Origin of the sequence: Rhodococcus sp. 05-340-2, assembly GCF_002258915.1 — a bacterium.
GTDB lineage: Bacteria > Actinomycetota > Actinomycetes > Mycobacteriales > Mycobacteriaceae > Rhodococcoides.
In genome coordinates, this window is sequence record NZ_NOYU01000010.1 from 167,277 (window position 1) to 188,471 (window position 21,195).

Annotated in this window: 22 protein-coding genes; 18 read left to right on the forward strand and 4 right to left on the reverse strand. The window is 64.7% G+C overall.

Going from position 1 to position 21,195, the window contains the following annotated elements; all coding sequences use genetic code 11:
- Position 1: 1 nt before the first annotated feature.
- Genes CH271_RS05100 through CH271_RS05110 form a run of 3 tightly spaced genes read right to left on the reverse strand, consistent with a single transcriptional unit; the run spans position 2 to position 2,659 of the window.
- Positions 2-1,153, reverse strand: coding sequence for an acetyl-CoA C-acetyltransferase (locus CH271_RS05100; protein ID WP_094632892.1), 1,152 nt, complete (start codon positions 1,151-1,153; stop codon positions 2-4).
- 26 nt (positions 1,154-1,179) lie between these two features.
- A complete protein-coding gene (locus tag CH271_RS05105; RefSeq protein ID WP_094632893.1) occupies positions 1,180-1,854 on the reverse strand; it encodes a TetR/AcrR family transcriptional regulator in 675 nt (224 codons plus the stop codon).
- Positions 1,855-1,861: 7 nt separating this feature from the next.
- A complete protein-coding gene (locus CH271_RS05110; RefSeq protein WP_094632894.1) occupies positions 1,862-2,659 on the reverse strand; it encodes an SDR family NAD(P)-dependent oxidoreductase in 798 nt (265 codons plus the stop codon).
- Positions 2,660-2,751: 92 nt separating this feature from the next.
- On the opposite strand from CH271_RS05110, the gene CH271_RS05115 reads away from it, so the two are divergent.
- From CH271_RS05115 to CH271_RS05190, 16 genes are all read left to right on the forward strand, one after another.
- The gene (locus CH271_RS05115; protein WP_094632895.1) at positions 2,752-3,204 is read left to right on the forward strand and encodes a MaoC family dehydratase; all 453 of its coding nucleotides are present in this window, start codon (positions 2,752-2,754) and stop codon (positions 3,202-3,204) included.
- Between the two features lie 11 nt (positions 3,205-3,215).
- Positions 3,216-3,956 (forward strand): 3-oxoacyl-ACP reductase FabG, encoded by a 741-nt coding sequence (fabG, locus tag CH271_RS05120; RefSeq protein WP_094632896.1) that lies wholly within the window; start codon positions 3,216-3,218, stop codon positions 3,954-3,956.
- The gene (locus tag CH271_RS05125) at positions 3,953-4,711 is read left to right on the forward strand and encodes an enoyl-CoA hydratase/isomerase family protein (protein ID WP_094632897.1); all 759 of its coding nucleotides are present in this window, start codon (positions 3,953-3,955) and stop codon (positions 4,709-4,711) included. Before fabG ends, CH271_RS05125 begins: the two co-directional genes overlap by 4 nt.
- A 30-nt stretch (positions 4,712-4,741) precedes the next feature.
- Positions 4,742-5,557 (forward strand): enoyl-CoA hydratase/isomerase family protein, encoded by an 816-nt coding sequence (locus CH271_RS05130; RefSeq protein ID WP_094632898.1) that lies wholly within the window; start codon positions 4,742-4,744, stop codon positions 5,555-5,557.
- Positions 5,558-5,565: 8 nt separating this feature from the next.
- Entirely contained in the window at positions 5,566-6,348 is a 783-nt protein-coding gene (locus tag CH271_RS05135; RefSeq protein WP_256986280.1) for an enoyl-CoA hydratase/isomerase family protein, read from the forward strand.
- A 65-nt stretch (positions 6,349-6,413) separates the two neighbouring features.
- A complete protein-coding gene (locus CH271_RS05140) occupies positions 6,414-8,153 on the forward strand; it encodes a class I adenylate-forming enzyme family protein (protein ID WP_094632899.1) in 1,740 nt (579 codons plus the stop codon).
- Positions 8,154-8,173: 20 nt separating this feature from the next.
- On the forward strand, positions 8,174-9,448 hold the full coding sequence (locus CH271_RS05145) for an aromatic ring-hydroxylating oxygenase subunit alpha (protein WP_094633171.1): 1,275 nt from the start codon (positions 8,174-8,176) through the stop codon (positions 9,446-9,448).
- Positions 9,445-9,975, forward strand: coding sequence for an aromatic-ring-hydroxylating dioxygenase subunit beta (locus CH271_RS05150; protein ID WP_032367188.1), 531 nt, complete (start codon positions 9,445-9,447; stop codon positions 9,973-9,975). Before CH271_RS05145 ends, CH271_RS05150 begins: the two co-directional genes overlap by 4 nt.
- A gap of 50 nt (positions 9,976-10,025) precedes the next feature.
- Positions 10,026-10,232 (forward strand): hypothetical protein, encoded by a 207-nt coding sequence (locus tag CH271_RS05155; RefSeq protein WP_032367469.1) that lies wholly within the window; start codon positions 10,026-10,028, stop codon positions 10,230-10,232.
- Positions 10,222-11,520 carry an acetyl-CoA hydrolase/transferase family protein gene (locus CH271_RS05160; RefSeq protein WP_256986281.1) on the forward strand — a complete coding sequence of 433 codons (1,299 nt, stop codon included), beginning with the start codon at positions 10,222-10,224 and terminating at the stop codon, positions 11,518-11,520. Before CH271_RS05155 ends, CH271_RS05160 begins: the two co-directional genes overlap by 11 nt.
- Entirely contained in the window at positions 11,517-12,722 is a 1,206-nt protein-coding gene (locus CH271_RS05165) for an acetyl-CoA C-acetyltransferase (protein WP_032367187.1), read from the forward strand. Before CH271_RS05160 ends, CH271_RS05165 begins: the two co-directional genes overlap by 4 nt.
- Before the next feature lies 1 nt (position 12,723).
- A complete protein-coding gene (locus tag CH271_RS05170) occupies positions 12,724-14,121 on the forward strand; it encodes an OB-fold domain-containing protein (RefSeq protein ID WP_094632901.1) in 1,398 nt (465 codons plus the stop codon).
- Complete coding sequence (locus tag CH271_RS05175; RefSeq protein ID WP_094632902.1) at positions 14,118-15,314, forward strand: acetyl-CoA acetyltransferase; 1,197 nt, start codon at positions 14,118-14,120, stop codon at positions 15,312-15,314. The genes CH271_RS05170 and CH271_RS05175 overlap by 4 nt, the downstream gene beginning before the upstream one ends.
- Before the next feature lie 71 nt (positions 15,315-15,385).
- A complete protein-coding gene (locus tag CH271_RS05180; RefSeq protein WP_094632903.1) occupies positions 15,386-16,594 on the forward strand; it encodes an enoyl-CoA hydratase-related protein in 1,209 nt (402 codons plus the stop codon).
- Between the two features lie 43 nt (positions 16,595-16,637).
- Complete coding sequence (locus tag CH271_RS05185) at positions 16,638-16,829, forward strand: ferredoxin (RefSeq protein ID WP_032367183.1); 192 nt, start codon at positions 16,638-16,640, stop codon at positions 16,827-16,829.
- A 34-nt stretch (positions 16,830-16,863) separates the two neighbouring features.
- Positions 16,864-18,117 (forward strand): NAD(P)/FAD-dependent oxidoreductase, encoded by a 1,254-nt coding sequence (locus tag CH271_RS05190; RefSeq protein ID WP_094632904.1) that lies wholly within the window; start codon positions 16,864-16,866, stop codon positions 18,115-18,117.
- A 28-nt stretch (positions 18,118-18,145) separates the two neighbouring features.
- Here the strand turns inward: CH271_RS05190 and CH271_RS05195 are convergent, their stop codons facing one another.
- On the reverse strand, positions 18,146-18,862 hold the full coding sequence (locus tag CH271_RS05195) for a TetR/AcrR family transcriptional regulator (protein ID WP_094632905.1): 717 nt from the start codon (positions 18,860-18,862) through the stop codon (positions 18,146-18,148).
- Between the two features lie 107 nt (positions 18,863-18,969).
- On the opposite strand from CH271_RS05195, the gene CH271_RS05200 reads away from it, so the two are divergent.
- Together CH271_RS05200 and CH271_RS05205 are read left to right on the forward strand one after the other, a co-directional pair.
- The gene (locus CH271_RS05200) at positions 18,970-20,178 is read left to right on the forward strand and encodes a TetR/AcrR family transcriptional regulator (RefSeq protein ID WP_094632906.1); all 1,209 of its coding nucleotides are present in this window, start codon (positions 18,970-18,972) and stop codon (positions 20,176-20,178) included.
- A gap of 317 nt (positions 20,179-20,495) precedes the next feature.
- The gene (locus CH271_RS05205; RefSeq protein WP_094633173.1) at positions 20,496-21,179 is read left to right on the forward strand and encodes an MlaE family ABC transporter permease; all 684 of its coding nucleotides are present in this window, start codon (positions 20,496-20,498) and stop codon (positions 21,177-21,179) included.
- Positions 21,180-21,195 lie beyond the last annotated feature (16 nt).

Below are 21,195 nucleotides of genomic sequence, written 5' to 3' on the forward strand. Positions count from 1 at the left end.
GTCAGAGCCTTTCGATGATGGTGACGTTGGCCTGGCCGCCGCCCTCGCACATGGTCTGCAGGCCGTAGCGTCCGCCGGTGCGCTCCAGCTCGTGCAGCATCGAGACCATCAGCCGTGCCCCGGTGCAGCCGATCGGGTGACCGAGAGCGATCGCGCCGCCGTTGGGATTGACCTTCGCCGGGTCGGCACCGATGTCGGCCAACCAGGCGAGCACGACCGGCGCGAATGCCTCGTTGATTTCGACGACGTCGATGTCGTCGATGGACATGCCCGTCTTCTTGAGGGCGTGCTGTGTTGCCGGAATGGGAGCGCTCAGCATCATCACGGGGTCTGCTCCGAGGACCGACATGTGGTGAATACGGGCACGCGGAGTGAAGCCGTACTGTGCGACGGCGTCCTCCGAGGCGATCAGCAGGGCGGCCGAGCCGTCCGAGATCTGGCTTGCGGCAGCGGCAGTCAGGGTGCCGCCCGGGGTGAGGGTCTGCAGCGAGGCCATCTTCTCGAGAGAGGTGTCGGCGCGCGGGCCCTCATCCGTCGAGACCCCTGCGAACGGGGTGATCTCACGCTCGAAGTGCCCGGCGGCGATGGCAGCAAGTGCGCGTTGGTGGCTGCGCAGCGCAAACGCCTCGCTGTCCTGTCGGCTGATGTTCCAGCGCTCGGCGATCATCTCGGCTCCGCGGAACTGGGAGATCTCTTCGCTGCCGTATCGAGCGGCCCAGCCGTCGGAACCGGTCCATGGATCGGTGGAGCCGAAGGGCTCGCCGGCGGTGAAGGCGCTCAGAATCGGGTACTGGCTCATTTTCTGGACGCCGCCGGCGACGATCAGGTCGGTGGTGCCGCTCATGACGCCCTGCGCAGCGAAATGCACTGCCTGCTGGGCGGATCCGCACTGGCGGTCGATCGTGACGCCGGGAACCGTTTCCGGCAGACCGGCGGCGAGGGCTGCGGTCCGGGCGATGTCGCCTGCCTGCGAGCCGATGTTGTCCAGGCAACCGAGGATCACGTCGTCGATCGCGGCGGGATCGAAAGAATTGCGCTCGACGAGTGTCTTGATGACGTGTGCGGCCATGTCGGCCGGATGTGACTGTGCGAAACCTCCTTTGCGGCGTCCCACAGCGGTACGGGTGGCGTCGACGATATAGGCCTCGGGCATGTGTCCTCCTGGTTGCTGGCGATATTTCAAGAATTTAACATAGAATCAAAAGTGGAACCACCGTCGCCCGGGTCTGCGGGGATCCCGAAAAGCCCGGCGCATACGATGCTTTGCGCAGTGGCGACCAACACGTCGATCGAGTCGGTCGAGGTGCGCCACCACTCCGGCGTCCAGTTCAGTGCCCCGATGACGAGCATGCGCGCAATCCCGAGGTCGAGGTCCGGTAGGAGCAGGCCCTCGCTGCGTGCGGTTTCGAGAAGCGTGCGCCACATCCGGTGGTACCTGTCGCTCTCCGCCTGCTGGGCGCCGCGGACCTGTTCCGTCAGCTGGCTGGTGTTCCGGGTGACCGCCGTGGCGAACTCCGACAACTCGAGTTCCACCCGCAGGTGCGCCTCGACCGCAACTCGGATTCGTTCACGAGGCCCGGCATCATCGGGAACCGAGGCCAGGGCGGACTCGACGTGCTCGCGCACTCGACGCTGACCCACTCGCATGACCTCGGCGATCAATTCGTCCCGAGACGCGAAGTAGTAGTAGACGCCGGGAGTTCGTACGTCGGCCTCGGCGGCGATATCGGACAATCGGGTGGCTGCATACCCTTTGGTGCTCAACACCGTGGCCGCAGCGCTCAATATTCGCTGGCGAGTGGCATCGCCGCGATCGCGGGTGAGCGACGAGGTTCTGGTGTTGCTCGGCTTCACGGCGTGCTCATGGCATCGTGTATCCGCCGCTGACGGAGAACATCTGACCGGTCACCTGGCGGGCGGCGGATTCGGAGGACAGCCACAGAACCGACTTGGCGACGTCGTCGGCGGTCGTCAGCCGGCGTAGGGGAGTGTCCTTCTGTAGATACTCGATCTGCTTGTCGTCGAAGACGGCGTCCTGGCCGACCGACCACAGGCTTCCGCTGCCCACCGCCTCCGGTCCGTCCGGGATGACCAGGCCGGGGCAGACGATGTTGGATCGAATTCCGTGCCTGCCCTGCTCTTTTGCGGTCGTTCGGGCCAGCGCGACCACCGCCGCTTTGGTGGCCCCGTAGATCCCCTGGCGAATCTGTCCGAACGCCGCGTCGCTGGCGATGAAGACGATCGAGCCGCACCCCGCCTCGGTCATCGGCTTCAGGGCTGCCTGGGTGGTTGCTACCGCGGTGTAGAAATTCACCTCGACGGTCCGTTGCCAGCGTGCGCGATCGGTGTCCTCGCTCAGGAACCCCGGCACGCTCCACCCCGCGTTGTTGACCAGGACATCGATGCCGCCCCAATTGCTCGTGACCGTATCGACGGCTGCGTCGGCGGCGTCCGGGTCGGTGAGGTCGCCCGGGCAGACCAGCGCGGACTCCGCACCCAGGGCGAGGGCTTCTGCGGCAACCTTGTCCGCCTGCTCGCCGTCGATGTCGCTGATGACGATCCGGCAGCCTTCCTCCGCAAAGGCGTGGACGATGCCCCGTCCGATGTTGGACGCGCCTCCGGTCACCAGCACCCGCGCGCCGACCAATCCGAGATCCATTCTTGCCCCTTCGCTGCCGTCCGACGATTGACTGGACGCTTACTTTAATTTAGATTCAATTCAAATACTATACCTACGAGATGGGGCGCTGTATGAAGATCTTCGAGGGGTTGCACGAGCTGAAGGACGCAGCCGGATGCGATCTCGGAACCACCGACTGGCTGGTCGTCGACCAGGAGCGGGTCGATCTGTTTGCCGATGCAACCGGCGATCACCAGTGGATCCATGTCGATCCCGAGCGAGCTGCGTCCGGGCCGTTCGGAGGCGCCATCGCCCACGGCCTGCTCACGCTGTCGCTGCTGCCGCTGTTCCTGAACCAGCTCTACCGGGTCGACAACATTTCGATGGCTGTGAACTACGGAATGAACAAGGTGCGTTTTCCCAGCCCGGTTCGTGTCGGTGCCCGGCTCTCGGCCTCCGCCCGGATCGACAGTGTGCAGAGCCTGGAGGGTGCGGTGCAGGCGGTGTTCGTGACGACGATGAACGTCGAGGGTGCCACCAAGCCGGCGAGCGTCATCGAGTCCGTCGTGCGGTACATCGGATGAGCGGGCACGTAGTGGACGTGGCCCTGGTGCAGGGTAGGACGGCGATCGTCACCGGTGCAGCCCAGGGGATAGGCCTCGAGATCGCTCGGGTGCTGCACGCAGGTGGTGCGTCGGTCGTCCTGGCGGATCTCGACGCCGCAGCGGCCACTGCAGCTGCAGTGGCCCTCGGTGACCGTGCAATCGGAGTCGGTGCGGACGTCACGGACGAGGCCGCGGTCGACTCCCTGGTGGCGAGGGCCGTCGAGCATTTCGGCAGCCTCGACATCATGGTGAACAACGCAGGAATCACGCGGGACGCGTCCCTGAAGAAGATGACGGTCGACAATTTCGATGCTGTGATCACTGTGCATCTGCGTGGTACCTGGCTCGGTGTTCGGGCAGCGTCGGCCGTGATGCGCGAGCAGAAGTCCGGGTCGATCATCAACATCTCGTCCCTGTCCGGGAAGTCGGGCAATCCCGGCCAGACGAACTACAGCGCCGCCAAGGCCGGCATCGTCGGCCTGACGAAGGCAGCGGCCAAGGAGTTGGCACACCACAACGTGCGGGTGAATTCGGTACAGCCCGGGCTGATCCGAACGGCGATGACCGAGGCGATGCCGCCCGAGGTGTTCGCCGAGCGCGAGGCCGCGATCCCGATGAAGCGCGCGGGAGAGCCTCGGGAAGTGGCCAATGCAGTGCTCTTCCTCGCCAGTGAGTTGTCGAGCTACATGACCGGCGGCGTCCTCGAGGTCGGCGGAGGTCGATTGATGTGAGCGTCGTCGACACCGTCGTGGACGGCCGCGTCGGCCGAGTCTTTCTGAATCGGCCCGAACAGATGAATGCCATCACGATCGAGCTTGGTCGTCGGTTGGAGGATGCGATCCGGACCCTGGGAACTCGGCCGGATGTCTGCGTCGTCGTTGTTCGCGGCCGGGGCGGAAACTTCTGCGTCGGTGGCGACTTCGGCGAGGTCGAGAGATTGCGGGAGTCGGGCCCGGCGGCATTGCAACCCTTGTTCGACAACTTCGGCGCGGCCTGCGCCGCGATTTCGGAGGTCGAGGTGCCGGTCGTCGCCGTCGTCGAGGGCTACGCCATGGCAGGCGGATTCGAGTTCATGCAGGCCGCCGACATAGTGCTGGTACGCAACGACGCCAAGATCGCGGACAACCACTCGAATTTCGGCCAGGTACCCGGTGGTGGCGGGTCGCAGCGGCTACCTCGACTTGTCGGAAGGCAACGGGCACTGGGGCATATCCTCTCCGGCGATCGTCTCTCGGGCCGGGATGCAGTCGAGTGGGGAATTGCCTATCGCGGGTTCGAGCCCGACGAATTCGATTCCGGTGTGGATGGTTTCGTTCGGAGACTCACCGAAAAGCGCAGGGATGCCCTCGTGGGCATCAAACGGTTGGTGTGCGATGGGTCCGCGACATCTCTGAGCGAGGGCCTCGCCATGGAACGCGAGGCCGTTGTCTCCCACATATCCGGCGAGGCCGGGGGCTCCGGTGTATCCAGCTTCAACAGCAGGTAGTCCAACGCATCCCCGAGGAAGAGGAATTCGATGACAGTGAGCAACACATTGATCGAGACCGGTCCGGTACTGCTGGAGGTCGAGGATTCGGGCGTCGCGCGACTGCGGCTCAATCGCCCGGAATCGTCCAACGGAATGAACGTCGAGTTCCTGGTCGCGCTGCACACAGCGATTCTCCGATGCCACTCCGAGCCCACCGTGAAGGTCGTCGTCATCTCCGGGGAAGGCCGGAACTTCTGCACCGGCGGTGACGTGAAGACCTTCCAGTCCAAGGGAGCCGACCTACCGGAATATCTTCGGGAAGCCACGGCGTGGCTGCAGATCGCCACGTCTGCACTGATTCAGCTGAAAGTCCCGGTCATCGCCGCGGTCCACGGATACGCCGCAGGCGGCGGGGGTTTCGGCCTGGTGTGCGCAGCCGACCTGGTGATAGCAACGGAGTCGGCGAAGTTCTTCTCCGGCGCGGTCCGCGTCGGGATGGCACCGGATGCGGGCGTGACGGTGACGCTGACCCAGCTCGTCGGACTGCGCAAGGCGATGGAAATCTTGCTCACCAACTCGGTGTTGTCGGCGGCGGAAGCCAAGGACTGCGGAATCGTGACGTCGGTCGTCCCCGATGCCGAGTTGGCCAGCGCAGTAGACGAACTCGCGCTCGGTCTGGCCCAGCTGCCCCCTCTCGCGCTGGCCGCGACCAAGCGGCTGGTGTGGGCCGGTATCGGTGCAGGCGTGACAGGTCAGCTTCCCGAAGAAGCGCGAACGGTATCGGAGCTGTCCGGAACGGCAGACGCGCTCGAAGGACTGGCGGCCGTGCTCGAGCGTCGTGCCCCCACGTTCGTCGGGCGGTGAGTCGAACTGTGACGACGGACGAACACACCCTGGTGACGGTCGAGGATCGAGACAGCGTCCGAGTTCTCACACTCAACCGTCCGCAGGTGAAGAACGCGATCGACATGCCACTGCGCGTAGTCCTTGCCGAGGCAGTGGAAGCGGCGATGGACGACGACTCGGTGCGAGCGATCGTGTTGACCGGTGCAGGCGGGGCGTTCTGCTCGGGTGGTGACATCTCGACGATGGCGCGGCAAGCTCCCGAGCTGACCCGCCCGCGAGCGCAGGCGGCGCAGCGAGTGATTCGTGCACTCTGGCGAGGTAAGCCGGTGATCGCGGCCGTGGAGGGCCCGGCATTCGGGGCGGGCACGGCGCTGGCGCTGGCCTGCGATCGTGTGGTCGCCGCGCGAGACAGCCTGTTCGGCACCACGTTCACCGGGGTGGGGCTGGCAGGGGACATGGGAATCTTCACCAGCCTGCCCGATCGCATCGGAGTCGCAGCAGCGAAGCAGTTGCTGATGTTCCCGCGGCGCATCTCGGGATCGGAAGCGGGAGAACTCGGTCTGGTCGATTCCGTCGTCGAACCAGGTGCCGCTCTCGACGCCGCGCTGGCCGATGCGGCCGCTGCGGCAGCAGGTCCCCCATTAGCGTTGGCGGCGATCAAGGCGACATTGGCGAGCGGGATCGTCGACCGCGATGCGCGGCTCGATCTGGAAGTGGAGAACCAAGCGGTTCTGTTCGACACCGAGGACTTCGCCGAGGGTGTGCAGGCATTTCATGCGAGACGTCGACCGCAATTCGTGGGTCGGTGAGGGATGAACGGTTCTCTGCGCTCGGGTACATTTATTAATCTAACGGAGAATAAAGTGAGGCTGGCATGACTACCGGTATCGAGGATCGGCGCAGTGCGCTGATGAGCGAGCATCCCGAGTGGACACCGCGCACTCTGGACGGCTGGCTCGACGAGTGCGCCGATCGCTATCGGCACCGTCCGTTGGTGCTGACGGAGGAGGTCACGTACTCGTACTCCGACGTGGCCGAACAGTCACGCCGCCTTGCGGACGGCCTGGCCTCGCTCGGGGTCCAGCGAGGTGATCGGGTCGGCCTGCTCATGGCCAACCACCCCGAGTTCGTTCCGCTCAAGTTCGCCATCGCCCGCGTTGGAGCGATCGCCATCCCCTTCAATTATCTGTACCGCCAGAACGAACTGGAATACGTTCTGCAGCAGTCCGAGTGCCGGGTGCTGATCACGATGAACGCGTACTCGACGCTCGATTACGTGGCCATGCTCGACGAGATCGCGCCGGGGTGGGATTCCCTGTCGTTCGCGACACGGCCCGATTCGGCCGCCGACGCGGTGCCCGCTCTGCGTTCGGTCGTCGTGCTCGAAACCGGCGGTACTCGACGCGTGAGTGCCATGACCGTGGCCGACCTGTCGGGCCTCGGCATCGAGAATGCCGACGCGGCCGCGGGCCACGGTGCGGATCCGACCGACATCGGCGACATGCTCTACACCTCGGGGACCACAGGTTCGCCCAAAGGTGTACTCGTCACCCACGATGCGGTGCTGCGCACCGGGTACGCGTCCGCCCTGACCAGAGCGTACGAGGACGGACGTCGAATCCTGTTCTCGCTACCGTGCTATCACATGTTCGGCTACGTCGAGGGTCTGCTGTCGGTCATGTTCGTCGGCGGTGCCATCGTTCCCCAGACCTCGTTCAGCCCCGTCGGCTATCTCGCGGGAATCGAACGATTCGGGGCAACGGACATTCTCTGCGTGCCGACGATGGCTGTGGCGATCGTCGAACATCCCGACCGGCACAAGTACGATCTCCGGTCACTGACCGCGATCCTGTGCGGATCGGCCCCGGCCCCGGTGTGGCTGTGGGAGAAGGTCGAACGTGAATTCGGCGTCTCCGAGATCGTGACCGGATACGGCATGACCGAGTGCGGCGGGGCAATGACACTCACGCTGCCCGAGGACCCGCTCTCCCTCACATCCGATACCGTCGGCCGGCCCAAACTCGCCGGCGCGGCCAGCATCGAAGGATCGGACTCGTTGGTGGTCTATCGCACCGTCGATCCGCTCACCGGTGAACTGCAGCCGAACGGCTCCGAAGGCGAACTGGTGTCCTCGGGGCCGTCGACAATGATGGGCTACTGGAACAAGCCCGAGGAAACTGCGGCGGCGCTGCGGGGCGGGTGGCTCCACTCGGGCGACCTCGGCCTGGTCCGAGACGACGGGTACCTCCAGGTGACCGGGCGCAGCAAGGAGCTCTACAAGAGCGGCGGCGAGCTGGTCATGCCGAAGGAGATCGAGGATCTGCTCGCGGCACACGAGGGCATCAGCCAGGTCTTCGCGATAGGCCTGTTGGACGACCGATGGGGCGAGATCGGTTGTGCCGTCGTGGTTCGTGCACCCGGCTCGACCGTCACAGCAGCCGAGCTGATCGAGCTGTGCCGATCGAATCTGGCGCGATTCAAAGTACCGAAGAAGGTCGTCTTCCTCGACGCCGAGGAGCTTCCGACAACCCCGACCGGCAAAGTGCAGAAGTTTCGACTGGTGCAGCTGGCGACAGCGGCAGCAGCCCAATCCATGGAAGGAAGTGGAGTATGACCGCAGTCGTCCCCGCAGGGATGGACACCACCGGTGCCGGAAGTCCGTCCGGGGAGTCGAAGTACTCCCGATTGATCGAGCCGACCCGCGTGCACGGATCGCTCTACACCGATGACCAGATCTTCGCCGAGGAACTTGCCAAGATCTGGTACACCACATGGGTGTTCGTGGGGCACGAAAGTGAGATCCCCGAGCCCAACGACTACATCCGCAAGAAGCTCGGCCTGCAGGACGTGGTCATGACCCGTGACCGCGACGGCGAGGTGCATCTGTTGCTGAACCGGTGTGCACACCGAGCGAATCTGGTGTGCGACGACGCGCGCGGCAACTCGAGTTCGTTCCGTTGCCCGTACCACGGTTGGACGTACCGCAACACCGGTGAGCTGCTGGGGTATCCGTACAACAAGGGGTACGGCGGTAAGAACAACCTCGACCTGACCATGGGCAAGGTCCCACGAGTCGCGTCCTACCAGGGCTTCGTGTTCGGCAGCTTCGCGCAGGACGGACCCAGCCTCGTCGAGCACCTGGGCGGAGCCGCCGGTGAGATCGATCGGCTCGCGAATCTCTCGCCCGAGGGAAAGGTCGAACTCACCGCAGGGTGGCTGCAACACAAGACCAAGGCCAACTGGAAGCTGCTGACCGAGAACGAGACCGACGGCTATCACCCGCAATTCGTCCACGGATCGATATTCGGCGTGACCGGCTCGCCGATCGGCGCGCTGTACAGCGATGCGTCGACGGCCGTGACGCGAAACCTCGGAAACGGCCACAGCGAGAACGACCTTCGACCGGAGTTCCGCAAGTTCGACGAACCGATGCGCTGGTTCGGTACCACGGAATCTCGCGTACCGGATTACGTCGAGGCGATCCGGGCCCGTCACGGTGAGGATGCCGAACGAATTCTCGTCGAGGGCGCACCCCACGTCATGGTGTTCCCCAACCTGTTCATCGCCGAGATCCAGGTCTTCAACATTCAGCCTGTCGCCGCGGACGAGTGCGTGCAGTATGCAACCGCGGTGCAGCTCGCCGGAGCGCCGGAACTGAACAAGCGCATGATCTCTCAGTCGATCGGATCCGTCGGACCGGCCGGAATGCTGCTCGCGGACGACACCGAGATGTACGAGCGAAACCAGCGCGGCGTCGGCATGCTCGCACCGGAGTGGCTCGACGTGCGTCGCGGTATCCATCGCGAGCAGACCGACGAGAACGGGTTCACGATCGGCACGGCCACGGACGAGGTCGGGATGCGCGGCTTCTGGGCTCACTACAAGAAACTGATGGAGGCCGACCAGTGAAAACAGCAGAGATCGCCGACGGACTCGTCGATGTGCCGGCAGGAACCGATCTTCGTGAGGTCGAGCAGTTCCTCTATCGGGAAGCACGATTCGCCGACGAGAACGATTACGACTCGTGGGAGGCGCTGTGGACCGACGACGCCATCTACTGGGTTCCCGCCTCGGACATGGACTCGGACCCGCTGACCTGTGTGTCGATCATCTACGACAACAGGAATCGAATTTCGACCCGGCTGAAGCAGGTTCGTACCGGAAAGCGGTATGCCCAGGCACCGCCGTCGCACATGCGTCGCCTGCTGTCCAACGTCGAGATTCTGGGCGGTCGACGGAATCCGGCGGGCGGGGTGGACGTCGAAGTAGGGTGCAACTTCATCGTCTTCGAGTCCAGGACGCGAGGCAACGAGATCTGGGGCGGACGCACCACGTATCGGCTGCGACGAACGGAGACCGGCTTCGCGCTGGCCTACAAGAAGGTCGTGCTCGTCGATCACGACAAAGCCGTTGCCACACTGGGTTTCTTGATATGACGGTGGTGGGGGCAGGCAGTTCCGACGCAGGCGATACCTCGCCCGGCGACATCGTCGGCAGCGAGTTCGCCGAAGTCGAGGTGACGTTCGACCGCTCCGGCAACGGCATTCGGCTTCGCCTGGAGGATCTGCGGACCGGGCGGGTTCGGTTTCTCGATGCGTTGGAACTGGAGACCATCGTATGGCTCAGCGACGGCCATCTGAATCAGTTGCTCGATCCGTCGTCCGACAGATGGAACAACAACAGTGCCGGGTAGCGTGATCGGCGCAGAACAGTCACTCGATCTCACGCGATTCGTTCGGCCCGGCGACAGCATCGTATGGGGTCAGGCGTGCGGTGAGCCGCAGACCTTGACCGAACTTCTTGTTGCACAAAGCCATCAGATCGGACCGGTTCGGTGTTTTGTCGGAATTCCGGCTCGGTCGATCCTGCAGCCGGAGTCGGTCGACGGACTCTCGTTGTCCTCGTACTGCGGGACCGGCAGCAATGCCGCACTGCACCAAGCAGGATTGCTCGAGATCGCACCGGTGCACTACTCGCGCATTCCGGACTTGTTGACGTCCGGTCCGGCGCGGGCCGATGTGGTGTTCGTTCAGGTCTCGGCTGCCGACGAGACCGGTCGACATTCGATGAGCTTGACCGACGACTACCTCTCGGCCGTCATCGATTCGGCCGCCGTCGTGATCGTCGAGATCAACGACAGGGCACCGGTGGTTGCGGGTGCCAGGACTCTCGGCCCAGGGGAGTGGACCGCGGCCGTTCGCAGCTCGCGTGAGCCGGCGCAGATGGAGTCGGCTCACGCGAGCGACGTCGTGCACGCAGTGGCGCGGAACGTGGCGTCGTTGATCGAGGACGGAGCGACCCTTCAATTCGGGATCGGTGCCGTACCCGAGGCAGTGTTGCGTGAGCTGAACGGTCGACGCGATCTCGGTATCCACAGTGGCGTTCTCAACGAAGCCGCCATGGAATTGATGGAGTCGGGGGCGGCCACCGGAGCACGCAAGTCGCTCGACCGCGGCATTGCCGTCGCGGGGTTCGTCACCGGTACGCGTCGACTCTTCGACTTCGTGGATCGAAACCCCGCCGTGAACGTCAGATCGACCGGCTACACCCATGATTCGGCGATACTGTCCGCGCAGCATGCTCTTGCCGCGATCAACTCGGCCATCGAGGTCGACGTGTTCGGAGCGGTCAATGCCGAGGTCGCGGCGGGGAAGTACGTCGGTGCAGTCGGCGGGGCCATGGACTTCCTGCGCGGTGCGGCCGCATCACGTGGCGGACTACCGATCGTGGCTCTGCCATCGTCGGCCCGCGGGCGGAGCAGAATCGTGGCCGCACTCGGCGGTCCGGTCAGCACACCGCGGGCCGACGCGGCAATCATAGTGACAGAGAACGGCATTGCCGACCTTCGGGGGTTGTCGCTCGAACGCCGGGTCGAGGAAATGCTGAGGCTGGCCGACCCGGTGCACCGCGGCGAACTCGCGGTCGCGGCCGAGCCGATTCTTCGAGGAGAACATCAGTTGACGAGAGGAACTGTCAGATGAGACGCGCAGCAATCGTGGCACCACTGAGAACCCCGGTGGGTGCCTTCGGCGGTGCCCTGCGCCCGGTTCCGGCCGAAAATTTGGCCTCGGCGGTGATCCAGGCCGTGGTGGCTGCGTCGGGAGTCGATCCCGAACGGATCGAGGACGTGGCGTTCGCGCAGTCGTATGCCAACTCCGAAGCCCCGTGTATCGGACGATGGGCTGCGCTCGATGCCGGACTCCCGGTGGCAGTTCCTGGCTTTCAGACCGACCGGCGATGCGGGGGCGGGCTGCAAGCTGTGGTCACCGCGTCGATGATGATCCAGACGGGCGCGGCGGACGTCGTCCTTGCGGGTGGGGTGGAGTCGATGAGCAACATCGAGCACTACACCACCTCGGCTCGCTGGGGTTCTCGGTCGGGAAACCTCGCACTGTACGACCGGCTCGATCGCGGGCGGGAGCGGTCGCAGCCGGAATGGCGGTTCGGGCGTATCAGCGGAATGATCGAAACGGCCGAGAATCTGGCGCAGAAGTACGAGATATCCCGAGAGCGGGCAGACGAGTTCGCGGTGCGCAGTCACCGCGCCGCCGCTCGAGCGTGGGCGGACGGTTCGTTCGACGCCGAGATCGTCCCGGTGAATGTTCCCCAGCGCAAGGGTGATCCGATCACGGTCACCCGGGACGAGGGGGTTCGACCCGACTCGTCGATGGAGACTCTCTCTCGCCTGCGTCCCCTCATCGCCGGGGGAACGGTCACCGCGGGAAACGCGGCCCAGCAGAACGACGCGTCGAGTGCCTGTCTGGTCGTGGCCGAGGACAGGTTGGACGAGTTGGGTCTCGAGCCCATCGGCTTCCTGCACAGTTGGGCGGCCGTCGGATGCGAGCCGTCGATGATGGGGATCGGACCGGTCGGCGCAGTGCAGAAGTTGTTCGCCAAGAACGGCCTGGGTTTCGCGGATCTGGATCTGATCGAGATCAACGAGGCCTTCGCTGTACAGGTTCTGGCGGTGCTGTCCGGCTGGGGTCTGACACTCGACGACGTCGATTCCAGACTCAACGTCAACGGTTCCGGTATTTCCCTCGGGCACCCGATCGGTGCCACCGGCGGACGCATCATGACGACGATGCTCAACGAACTGCAGCGTCGCCGGGGGCGGTACGCACTCGAGACCATGTGCATCGGCGGCGGCCAGGGAATCGCCGCCATGTTCGAGAGGGCCTGACATGACTGCCGAGTTGGTGTCCTACGCCGCCTACCTCCCCACCTACCGACTGGCACCCGAGGACATCGGTGGCCGAGTGGGCGGAGCAGATCGGGTGGTGGCCTCGTTCGACGAGGACAGCACGACCATCGCCGTGGAGGCAGCCTCCGCCGCGTCGGCGGCGGAGTACGTACCGGCAACGGTGTACTTCGCGAGCTCGTCTCACGCATACGCGGACAAGACCAATGCCGTTGCAGTTCATGCTGCCTTGGGTTTGCCCTCCGACGTGTTCTGCGCGGATTTCGGTGGCACCGGAAAGTCGTCGATGGCCGCCATCAGGTGCGCGGCCGAATCCGGCGGTATGGCCGTCATGTCCGACGTGCGGACCGGACGACCCGGTTCCTCGGACGAACGGTCGGGCGGCGACGGCGGAGCTGCGTTCGTCTTCGCCGAGACCACCGAACAGGGCACCGGAATCGCAGCATTGCTGTCCACGGCGTCGTCGACGCTCGAATTCCTCGATCGCTGGCGGGATCCGGCGTCGATCGGCGGGAGCCAGTGGGAAGAGCGCTACGGCCAGGAGGAGTACACCCCGTTGATCGCGGAGGTGCAGCGCCGGGCGCTCGCTGCCGCGGGTGTCGATGCACCGGACCACGTCGTACTCACCTCGCCGAACAGTGGAATTCGAAAGCGGCTGACCGCGTTGGCCTCCGGAACCGTCTCGACGGTCACGTCGACGTTGGGGTTCAGTGGTGCTGCCGACGTCGGGATCGCGCTGGCGGAGGTATTGGACTCGGCTGCGCCGGGGGAGACCGTTCTGGTCCTGTCCGCGGTCGACGGATGCGATGCTCTGGTTCTGCGCGTCCTTCCCGGCATCGTGAACCATCGTGCGAGACGTCCTGTTGCCGAACAACGCAGCGGGGGACACCGGATCTCGTATCTGACCTACCTGTCGTGGCGTGGGCTCCTCGACCGTGAGCCGCCGCGACGGCCCGAACCCGATCGACCGGCCGCGCCGCCCTCGGGGCGCGCGACGGCATGGAAGTTCGCATTCGTCGGATCCGGTTGTGATCGCTGCGGATTCGTCCACCTTCCGCCCGCGAGAGTGTGTCGCGGTTGCGGCAGCGTCGACTCCATGCACCCGGAATCTCGGCGCGGTGCGCGCGGGACGGTGGCTACGTCGACGATCGATCGCCTGGCGTTCTCGCCGTCGCCTCCGGTGGTGGAGGCCGTCGTCGACTTCGACGGGGGTGGCCGGTACTCACTGGAGGTCGCCGACGGCGCGGCGTCCTCGGTGACGGTGGGAAGTCGCGTCGAGCTGTCGTTTCGACGGCTGTTCACCGCGGGTGGAGTGCACAACTATTTCTGGAAGGCGCGACCGGTGAGCGAGGATCGTTCCGCAGTGGAGGAGTCGGTATGACCAGCAATGGGATTCGAGACCGTGTTGCGGTGGTCGGGATGGGCTGCACCGCCTTCGGTGAGCGGTGGGACAAATCCGCCGACGATCTCGTGATCGATGCCGTGCAGGAATGTCTGCCGGCCGACGGACGGCTGAGCCTGGCGGACGTCGACGCGTACTGGCTCGGCACTCTCGGATCCGGACAGTCCGGACTGGCGTTGAGCAGGCCGTTGGGCATCGACTACAAACCCGTCACCCGGGTCGAGAACTATTGCGCCACCGGCTCCGAGGCCTTCCGCAATGCGTGTTACGCGGTCGCCTCCGGTGCCTACGACACGGTGATGGCCGTCGGCGTCGAGAAGCTCAAGGACTCGGGCTTCTCGGGGTTGCTGCGTGCGGATCCGCCTGCGGACGGCACAGCCAGTGAGTTGTCACTCACGGCACCGGCGGCCTTCTCGTTGCTCGATCCTGCCTACTGCGCGAAGTACGGCGTCGATCCGAACGACATGCGCAGCGCGATGACGCACGTGGCGTGGAAGAACCACGTCAACGGGTCGAAGAACGACAAGGCTCAGTTCCGGAAGGAAGTCGAACGCTCGAAGATCGAAGGTGCCGCCAAGGTGGCAGGAAGACTCGGTGTCTTCGACTGCTCGGGAGTGTCCGACGGGGCTGCCTGCGCGCTGATCGTCCGGGCCGAGGACGCGCTGAACTACACGGACACACCGATGTACGTCAAAGGCCTCTCGCTGGCTGCGGGGCCGATGCGAGGTGCGGTGGATCCGGCCTACGACTTCACGACCTTCCCCGAGGTGGTCCACAGTGCACGCGACGCCTACGCGCAGGCAGGTATCGAGGATCCGCGCCGAGAATTGTCGCTGGCGGAGGTGCACGACTGCTTCACTCCGACCGAGATCGTCCTGATGGAGGACCTCGGTTTCAGTGACCGGGGACAGGCCTGGAAGGAGATGCTGGCCGGCGATTTCGACTCCGACGGCAGCCTTCCCGTCAACCCGGACGGCGGCCTGAAGTCCTTCGGGCATCCGGTCGGTGCCAGCGGGCTGCGGATGCTCTACGAGTGCTGGTTGCAGTTCTCCGGGCGCGCAGGGCGTCGCCAATTGGACGACCCAAGGCTGGCGCTGACGCACAATCTGGGTGGTCGTCCCGGCGGTTGCGTCTCCTTCGTCTCGGTCGTCGGCAACGCGCCGAGTCGATAGTCGAGCAGCGCCTTGACGGGCTAGGCTATTTTTATTTATATTAAATTCGACAACCACGAGGAAGGGGCATCATGGCGGAGGCCGGACCGATCGAGACCGCTCGCGCGCTGTATGCGGCGTTGGCCAGTGGTGACCGTGAGGTGCTGAAGAACGTCTTGCATCCCAGCTTTCGTGGTCACGCAACGGAGGGGCTCCCGTTCGGCCTCGGCGGAGACTACTCCGACGCGGCAGACATGCGGCGGAATTTCTGGGGTGGCATCGCCAAGGAATATTCGGCGGCGGCCCGCCCGGAAGAATTCGTCGGGCTCGAGGACGGACGGCTCTACGTGGCGGGAAGGTATGTCGGCACCGGTAGGTCGACGGGTGCCACCCTGGACGCGGAGTTCGTACACGTGCTGACCTTCGTCGACGGCAAAGTCTCGAAACTGGTGCAGCTGACCGACTCACAACGCTGGCACGAGGCAGTCGATCGAACAGCGCGGGGCGAACGGCAGCTGACGACCATCCGATATCGCGTCGAACAGGGCGTTGCGCGCATCACCCTCGATCGGCCCGAACAGCGCAACGCCATCGATCTCGCCCTGGCCGAGGACACGCTCGAAGTGGCCCGACGGTGCGCGGCGGATCCGACCGTGCGAGCGGTGCTCATCGAAGGATCGGGAACCAACCTCACTGTCGGCGGCGACATCACCTACTTCGTCGACGGCGACCCCGAGCAGATCGGACCGCTGCTGCGGCGGATGACCGGCCCGTTCCACGAAGCGTTCCGGCTGTTCAGCATGCTCGATGTACCCATCGTGACTGCTGCGCAGGGTGCCGTTGCCGGCGGCGGTCTCGGCTTCGTGTTCGCCGCCGACTTCGTGCTGGCGGCTCCGAACGCACATTTCTCGACGGCGTTCGCAGCGATCGGATTGTCCGGCGACGGGGGCGGAAGCTGGTACCTGCCCCGCCTCGTCGGACCACGGCGTGCCGCGAAGATGTTCTTCCAGAACTACCGGGTAGGCGCCGAAGAGGCGGTGGAGTGGGGGCTGGTGACCGAGGTCGTCGACGCCGACCGGCTGGCCGACACGGCCTTCTCGCTTGCAGTATCGCTTGCGTCGGGCCCCACTCGAGCCTTCGGGAAGATGCGCCGACTTCTTCGCGAATCGTCGACCAATACCCTGTCCGAGCACTTGCTCGACGAGATCGACGCTCTTGCGATTACCGGCGGGACGTCCGATGCGCGAGGTGCCATTGCCGCGTTCGTCGGTAAGCAAGCACCACAATTCGAAGGTCGCTGACCGTACCCGAAGAGGGGCGGTGAGCCGAGTGAAAGGAAATACGATGAAGGTCGTCGTCGATCGAACGAAGTGCACCGGATTGGGCATCTGCGAATCCCTGGCACCTGCCTTTTTCGAGGTGGATGATTCCGGTGATCTGCTTGCGCTCAAGGAGGACATCGAGCCCGACGAGTTGGCCGAGGTCGAGGAAGCCATTGCCGGCTGCCCCACCGAAGCCTTGCGAATCGAGCACTGACCGTGTTGGACACCCCCGGCAAGGTCACCGTCACATGACCGGTGTGTCGGCCGACAGCAGGCGTCTGGTTGTCGTCGGTGCCTCGCTGGCCGGACTCAGAGCGGTCGAGAGTGCGCGGAAAGCCGGATTCGAAGGCACGATCACCCTGATCGGTGCCGAGAAACATCTTCCGTACGACCGGCCGCCGCTGTCCAAGGCATATCTCGAACCCGGTGTCGACGGGTCGAGCCCGGACGTCCCCTTCTTTCGTACTCCCGAGACCTTCGCCGACGAACTCGACGTGACGATGCTGCTCGGCAACCCGGCCACCGGGTTGAGTATCGAGGAAAGAACTGTGCAGGTGGGGGATTCGGATATCCCGTTCGATCTGCTGATCATCGCGACCGGGGCCAAGGCGCGAGCTCTGTCCGGTACCGAACATCTCGACGGAGTGCACGGACTACGCACCATCGACGATGCGATCGCCGTTCGGGCTGCACTGGATTCGGGTGCTCGGACAGTCGTCATCGGCGCGGGATTCATCGGGTCCGAGGTGGCCTCCAACGCCAACAAGCGTGGCATCCCCGTCACCGTCGTCGAGGCGCTGGCGACTCCGCTCGTGCGCGCGATCGGACCGTCGATGGGTCCGGCGATCGCGTCGCTGCACAACCGTAACGGCACCGAATTGCGGTGTGGAGTCGGAGTGGACCGCGTCGAAGGGAACGGCCGGGTCGAGCGGGTCGTGTTGGCCGACGGAACCGTGCTCCCAGCAGAACTGGTGATCGTCGGCATCGGCACCGTGCCTGCCACCGGGTGGCTCGAAGGCTCGGGATTGACCCTGGACAACGGGGTCCTGTGCGACGAGACGCTGTTCACCGGAATTCCCGGCATCTACGCAGCCGGTGACGTGGCCAACTGGCGCAACCCACTCTTCGACCGCCACCAGCGGCTCGAACACTGGACCAGCGCGGCGGAGCAGGGTGCTGCTGCGGCCAGAAACGCACTGGATCCGGCGGCGGCCAAGCCGTACTCGACGGTCCCGTACTTCTGGTCGGACTGGTACGACAGCCGCATCCAATTCGTCGGAATCACCGATGCCGACGAGGTCGTCCTGGTGGAGGGTGATGTCGACGTCCCCGGCAAGTGGGTGGCGCTCTACCGCAAAGGCGAGACCGTCGTCGGCGCACTCACCGTCAACGGACAGGCGGACATCATGAAGTACCGCGTGCTCATCTCGAAGAAGACGGACTGGTCGGCAGCGTTGGAGTTCGCGGAGAAGCGCAAACTGATCGCGGCGGCGAAAGTCTGACCGTGACGAGGCCGGCGTCTCGCTCCGGTCAGATCGCGGTCTGACCGGAGCGGCGACGAGGCCGTGCCGGTGCCGCTGTCTTGCGCGGCGCCGCAGCAACAGTCGACGTGGGCTTGGGAGACAAGCCGGCCGAGACGATGGACTGGGCGGTGGCGACCACGGTGTCGAGGGAGCCCCGGCGTGGGTTCCACCACTCGGCCGCCCAGTTCAACGCTCCGATGACGAGCATCCGCGCCATCTTCACATCGAGGTCGTCGCGAATCTGGCCCTCGTCTGCAGCATCCTTGAACAGCTTCTGCCAGATCTTGCCGTACTTGGCCTCTTCGGCCACCTGCCGCGCTCGGATCGACTCCGGAAGCTGACCGGCATTGCGAATGGACGCGGTCGTGTAATCCGAGATCTCGAGTTCGTGTCGCAGGTGTGCCTCCACCGCCACCAGAATGCGGTCCATCGGGCTCGACGCCGGATCGACCGCGTCCAATACCGCGAGCACGTGCTGGCGCATGTCGGCAATGCCGACCCACATCACTTCCTCGATGAGTTCTTCGCGTGAGGGGAAGTAGTAGTAGATGGCCGGTGCCTGAAGTTCCGCGTATTCCGCGACATCGGTCAGCCGCGTTCCCGCATACCCCTTGATGCTGAGCACATGAGCAGCCGCGTCCAGAATGCGGCCGCGAGTCCGTGCGGATTTCGATTCGGGCAGTTCGCCCTCGTCGGTGAGCTTCGCGGTCGCTTTTCGTGCCATGGTCCGACTATAGATGTGCCGGGCACAATTCACGGTTCCGACCGATGTTGCAGCACTGGATATGGTGCACTGTTCGAACCTGACTTCGAAAGCACGGAACGAGAAGAATGCCTCCGCGGAACGACGCTGCTACCCGGCCCGTCACAGCACGCGGGCGGGCGCGACGAGAACAGATCACCGCCGTCGCGGCCGAGCTGTTCCATCAGCGTGGCTACGAGGACGTGACACTCGCGGAAGTTGCTCGACGAGTGGATCTCACGGCACCTGCTCTGTACCGGCACTTCTCGTCCAAGGAACAGTTGTTGATGGCGACCGTGGCGACCACCCTTGCGCCCGCCGAGTCGGTGTTGCGGCAGTACGCCGATCGTGACGTCTCGTACCTCGTCGCGCCGATGGTCGAGGTGGCGCTCGAGCGACGCGAGATCTGGACTCTGGTGCAGCGAGAGGTCCGACATCTGGATGCAGACGACAGACGTGTGATCGAAGGAAGGTATGCCGCGATCGTGCACAGCGTGACCGCATCGGTCGCCGCCTCGCACGCTGACCTGTCCGACGAGAACTGCCATCTGATCGCATGCGCGATGCTCTCGGTTGCGGGCAGTCCGTCGACCGATCCGGTGGACATGGACCTGTGCCGCTACAGAGCGGCCCTGGAGAACATCGAACTCGCACTGCTGTCCTTCGACCTTCGCCGGACTCCGGCGCGCCGTGACGGTGTCGGGGCTCTCGGCGATGGTGCGCGCCCTGGCTCCGATGAGGGCAGGACCGGGTCGAGGGTCACGGCCGTCGAGGACGCGGCCGTCGGACTGTTCTACCGGGTCGGTTACGCCGCGGTGACCGTGGACGACATCGGAGCCGCGGCCGGAATCACGGGTCCGAGTGTCTACCACTACGTCTCGTCCAAATCGGAGCTGCTGGTCGACGTCCTGTTCAGGGCGGTGACGATGGTGGCCGATGGTGCGCGCACGGCTCTGGCGCAGGCTGGGACGCCCGACGAGAAGCTGCGGGTGCTGGTGCGCAGCTATTGCGCAGTCGCTGCCGCGAACCGAGAGTTGTTCGGGGTCTACATCACCGAAGCCGGAAACGTGCCTCTCGGAGACGCTCGTCGGCTCCGTGAGTCGATGGCACGAGATGTCGATCGGTGGGTCGAGGCAGTCATGCGATCGAGGCCGGGACTCGACGTGAACGACGCACGCGTGCGTGTCTTCGCGGCCCGTCGCGTGGTGACCGACATGGTCCGGCTCGAGCGAACCGACGAGGATCGTCTGGCCCACGTCACCGAGTTGCTGGCGCTCACCGTTCTTCAGGAGTCCTGAAACCGACCGAAGGTTTAATTTATCCAAGAATAAAGTTAATGAGCGTTAGGCCTTGCACATCGGCCGACGCTTGTGACAGGCTTCACAGGCGCGAGCGGCCCGCGGGGAAGCCGGTTCGTCGCCGCTGCCGGACAGGCAGGGTGCGCTGCGGTCAGGAAGCGAAATGCGTCCGCGGACAACCGACGTAGGAATCGAGAGGGGACCGGCTTGTCGTGAGTTCTGAACGCAAAGTAAAAAACGTGATAGAACAGGCTGCCGTCGGAGCCCCACGTCAGATCGGTAACTTCTACGCGACCGCGCTCGACGTGTTTCGCTTGATGTTCAAGCCGCCGTTCCACTTTCGTGAATTCGTGCAGCAGGCGTGGTTCATCGCCAGTGTCTCGATCGTCCCGACTCTGTTGATGGCGATTCCCTTCTGCGTCATCGTGGTCTTCCAGATCAACCTCCTGCTCACCGAGATCGGCGCTGTCGACTTCTCCGGTGCAGGAGCAGGATTGGCTGTGGTACGCGAGATCGGACCGGTTGTGACCGTGCTGGTGGTGGCCGGAGCCGGTGCAACCGCGATCTGCGCCGACCTGGGATCGCGGAAGATTCGCGAGGAACTCGACGCGATGGAAGTGCTCGGCATCGATCCCGTTCATCGCCTCGTCGTTCCACGGGTGCTCGCCTCCATGGTCGTGGCTCTCTTCCTGAACGGACTGGTGACCACTGTCGGACTGGTCGGCGGCTACACGTTCGCGGTGTTCCTGCAGGGTGCGACACCAGGACAATTCATCACCAGCATTCCGGTGCTCACCAGTTTCGGCGATCTGATCGTCAGTGAACTCAAGGCTGCAGTGTTCGGACTACTCGCCGGGTTGGTTGCCTGCCACCTGGGTCTTCGTGCCAAAGGCGGACCGAAGGGCGTCGGTGACGCTGTCAACCAAACGGTCGTGTTCAGCTTCGTGCTGCTGTTCCTCGCGAACTCGATCATCACGACCATCTCACTTCAGTTGAAGTAGTCAGGAAGGCCGAGCG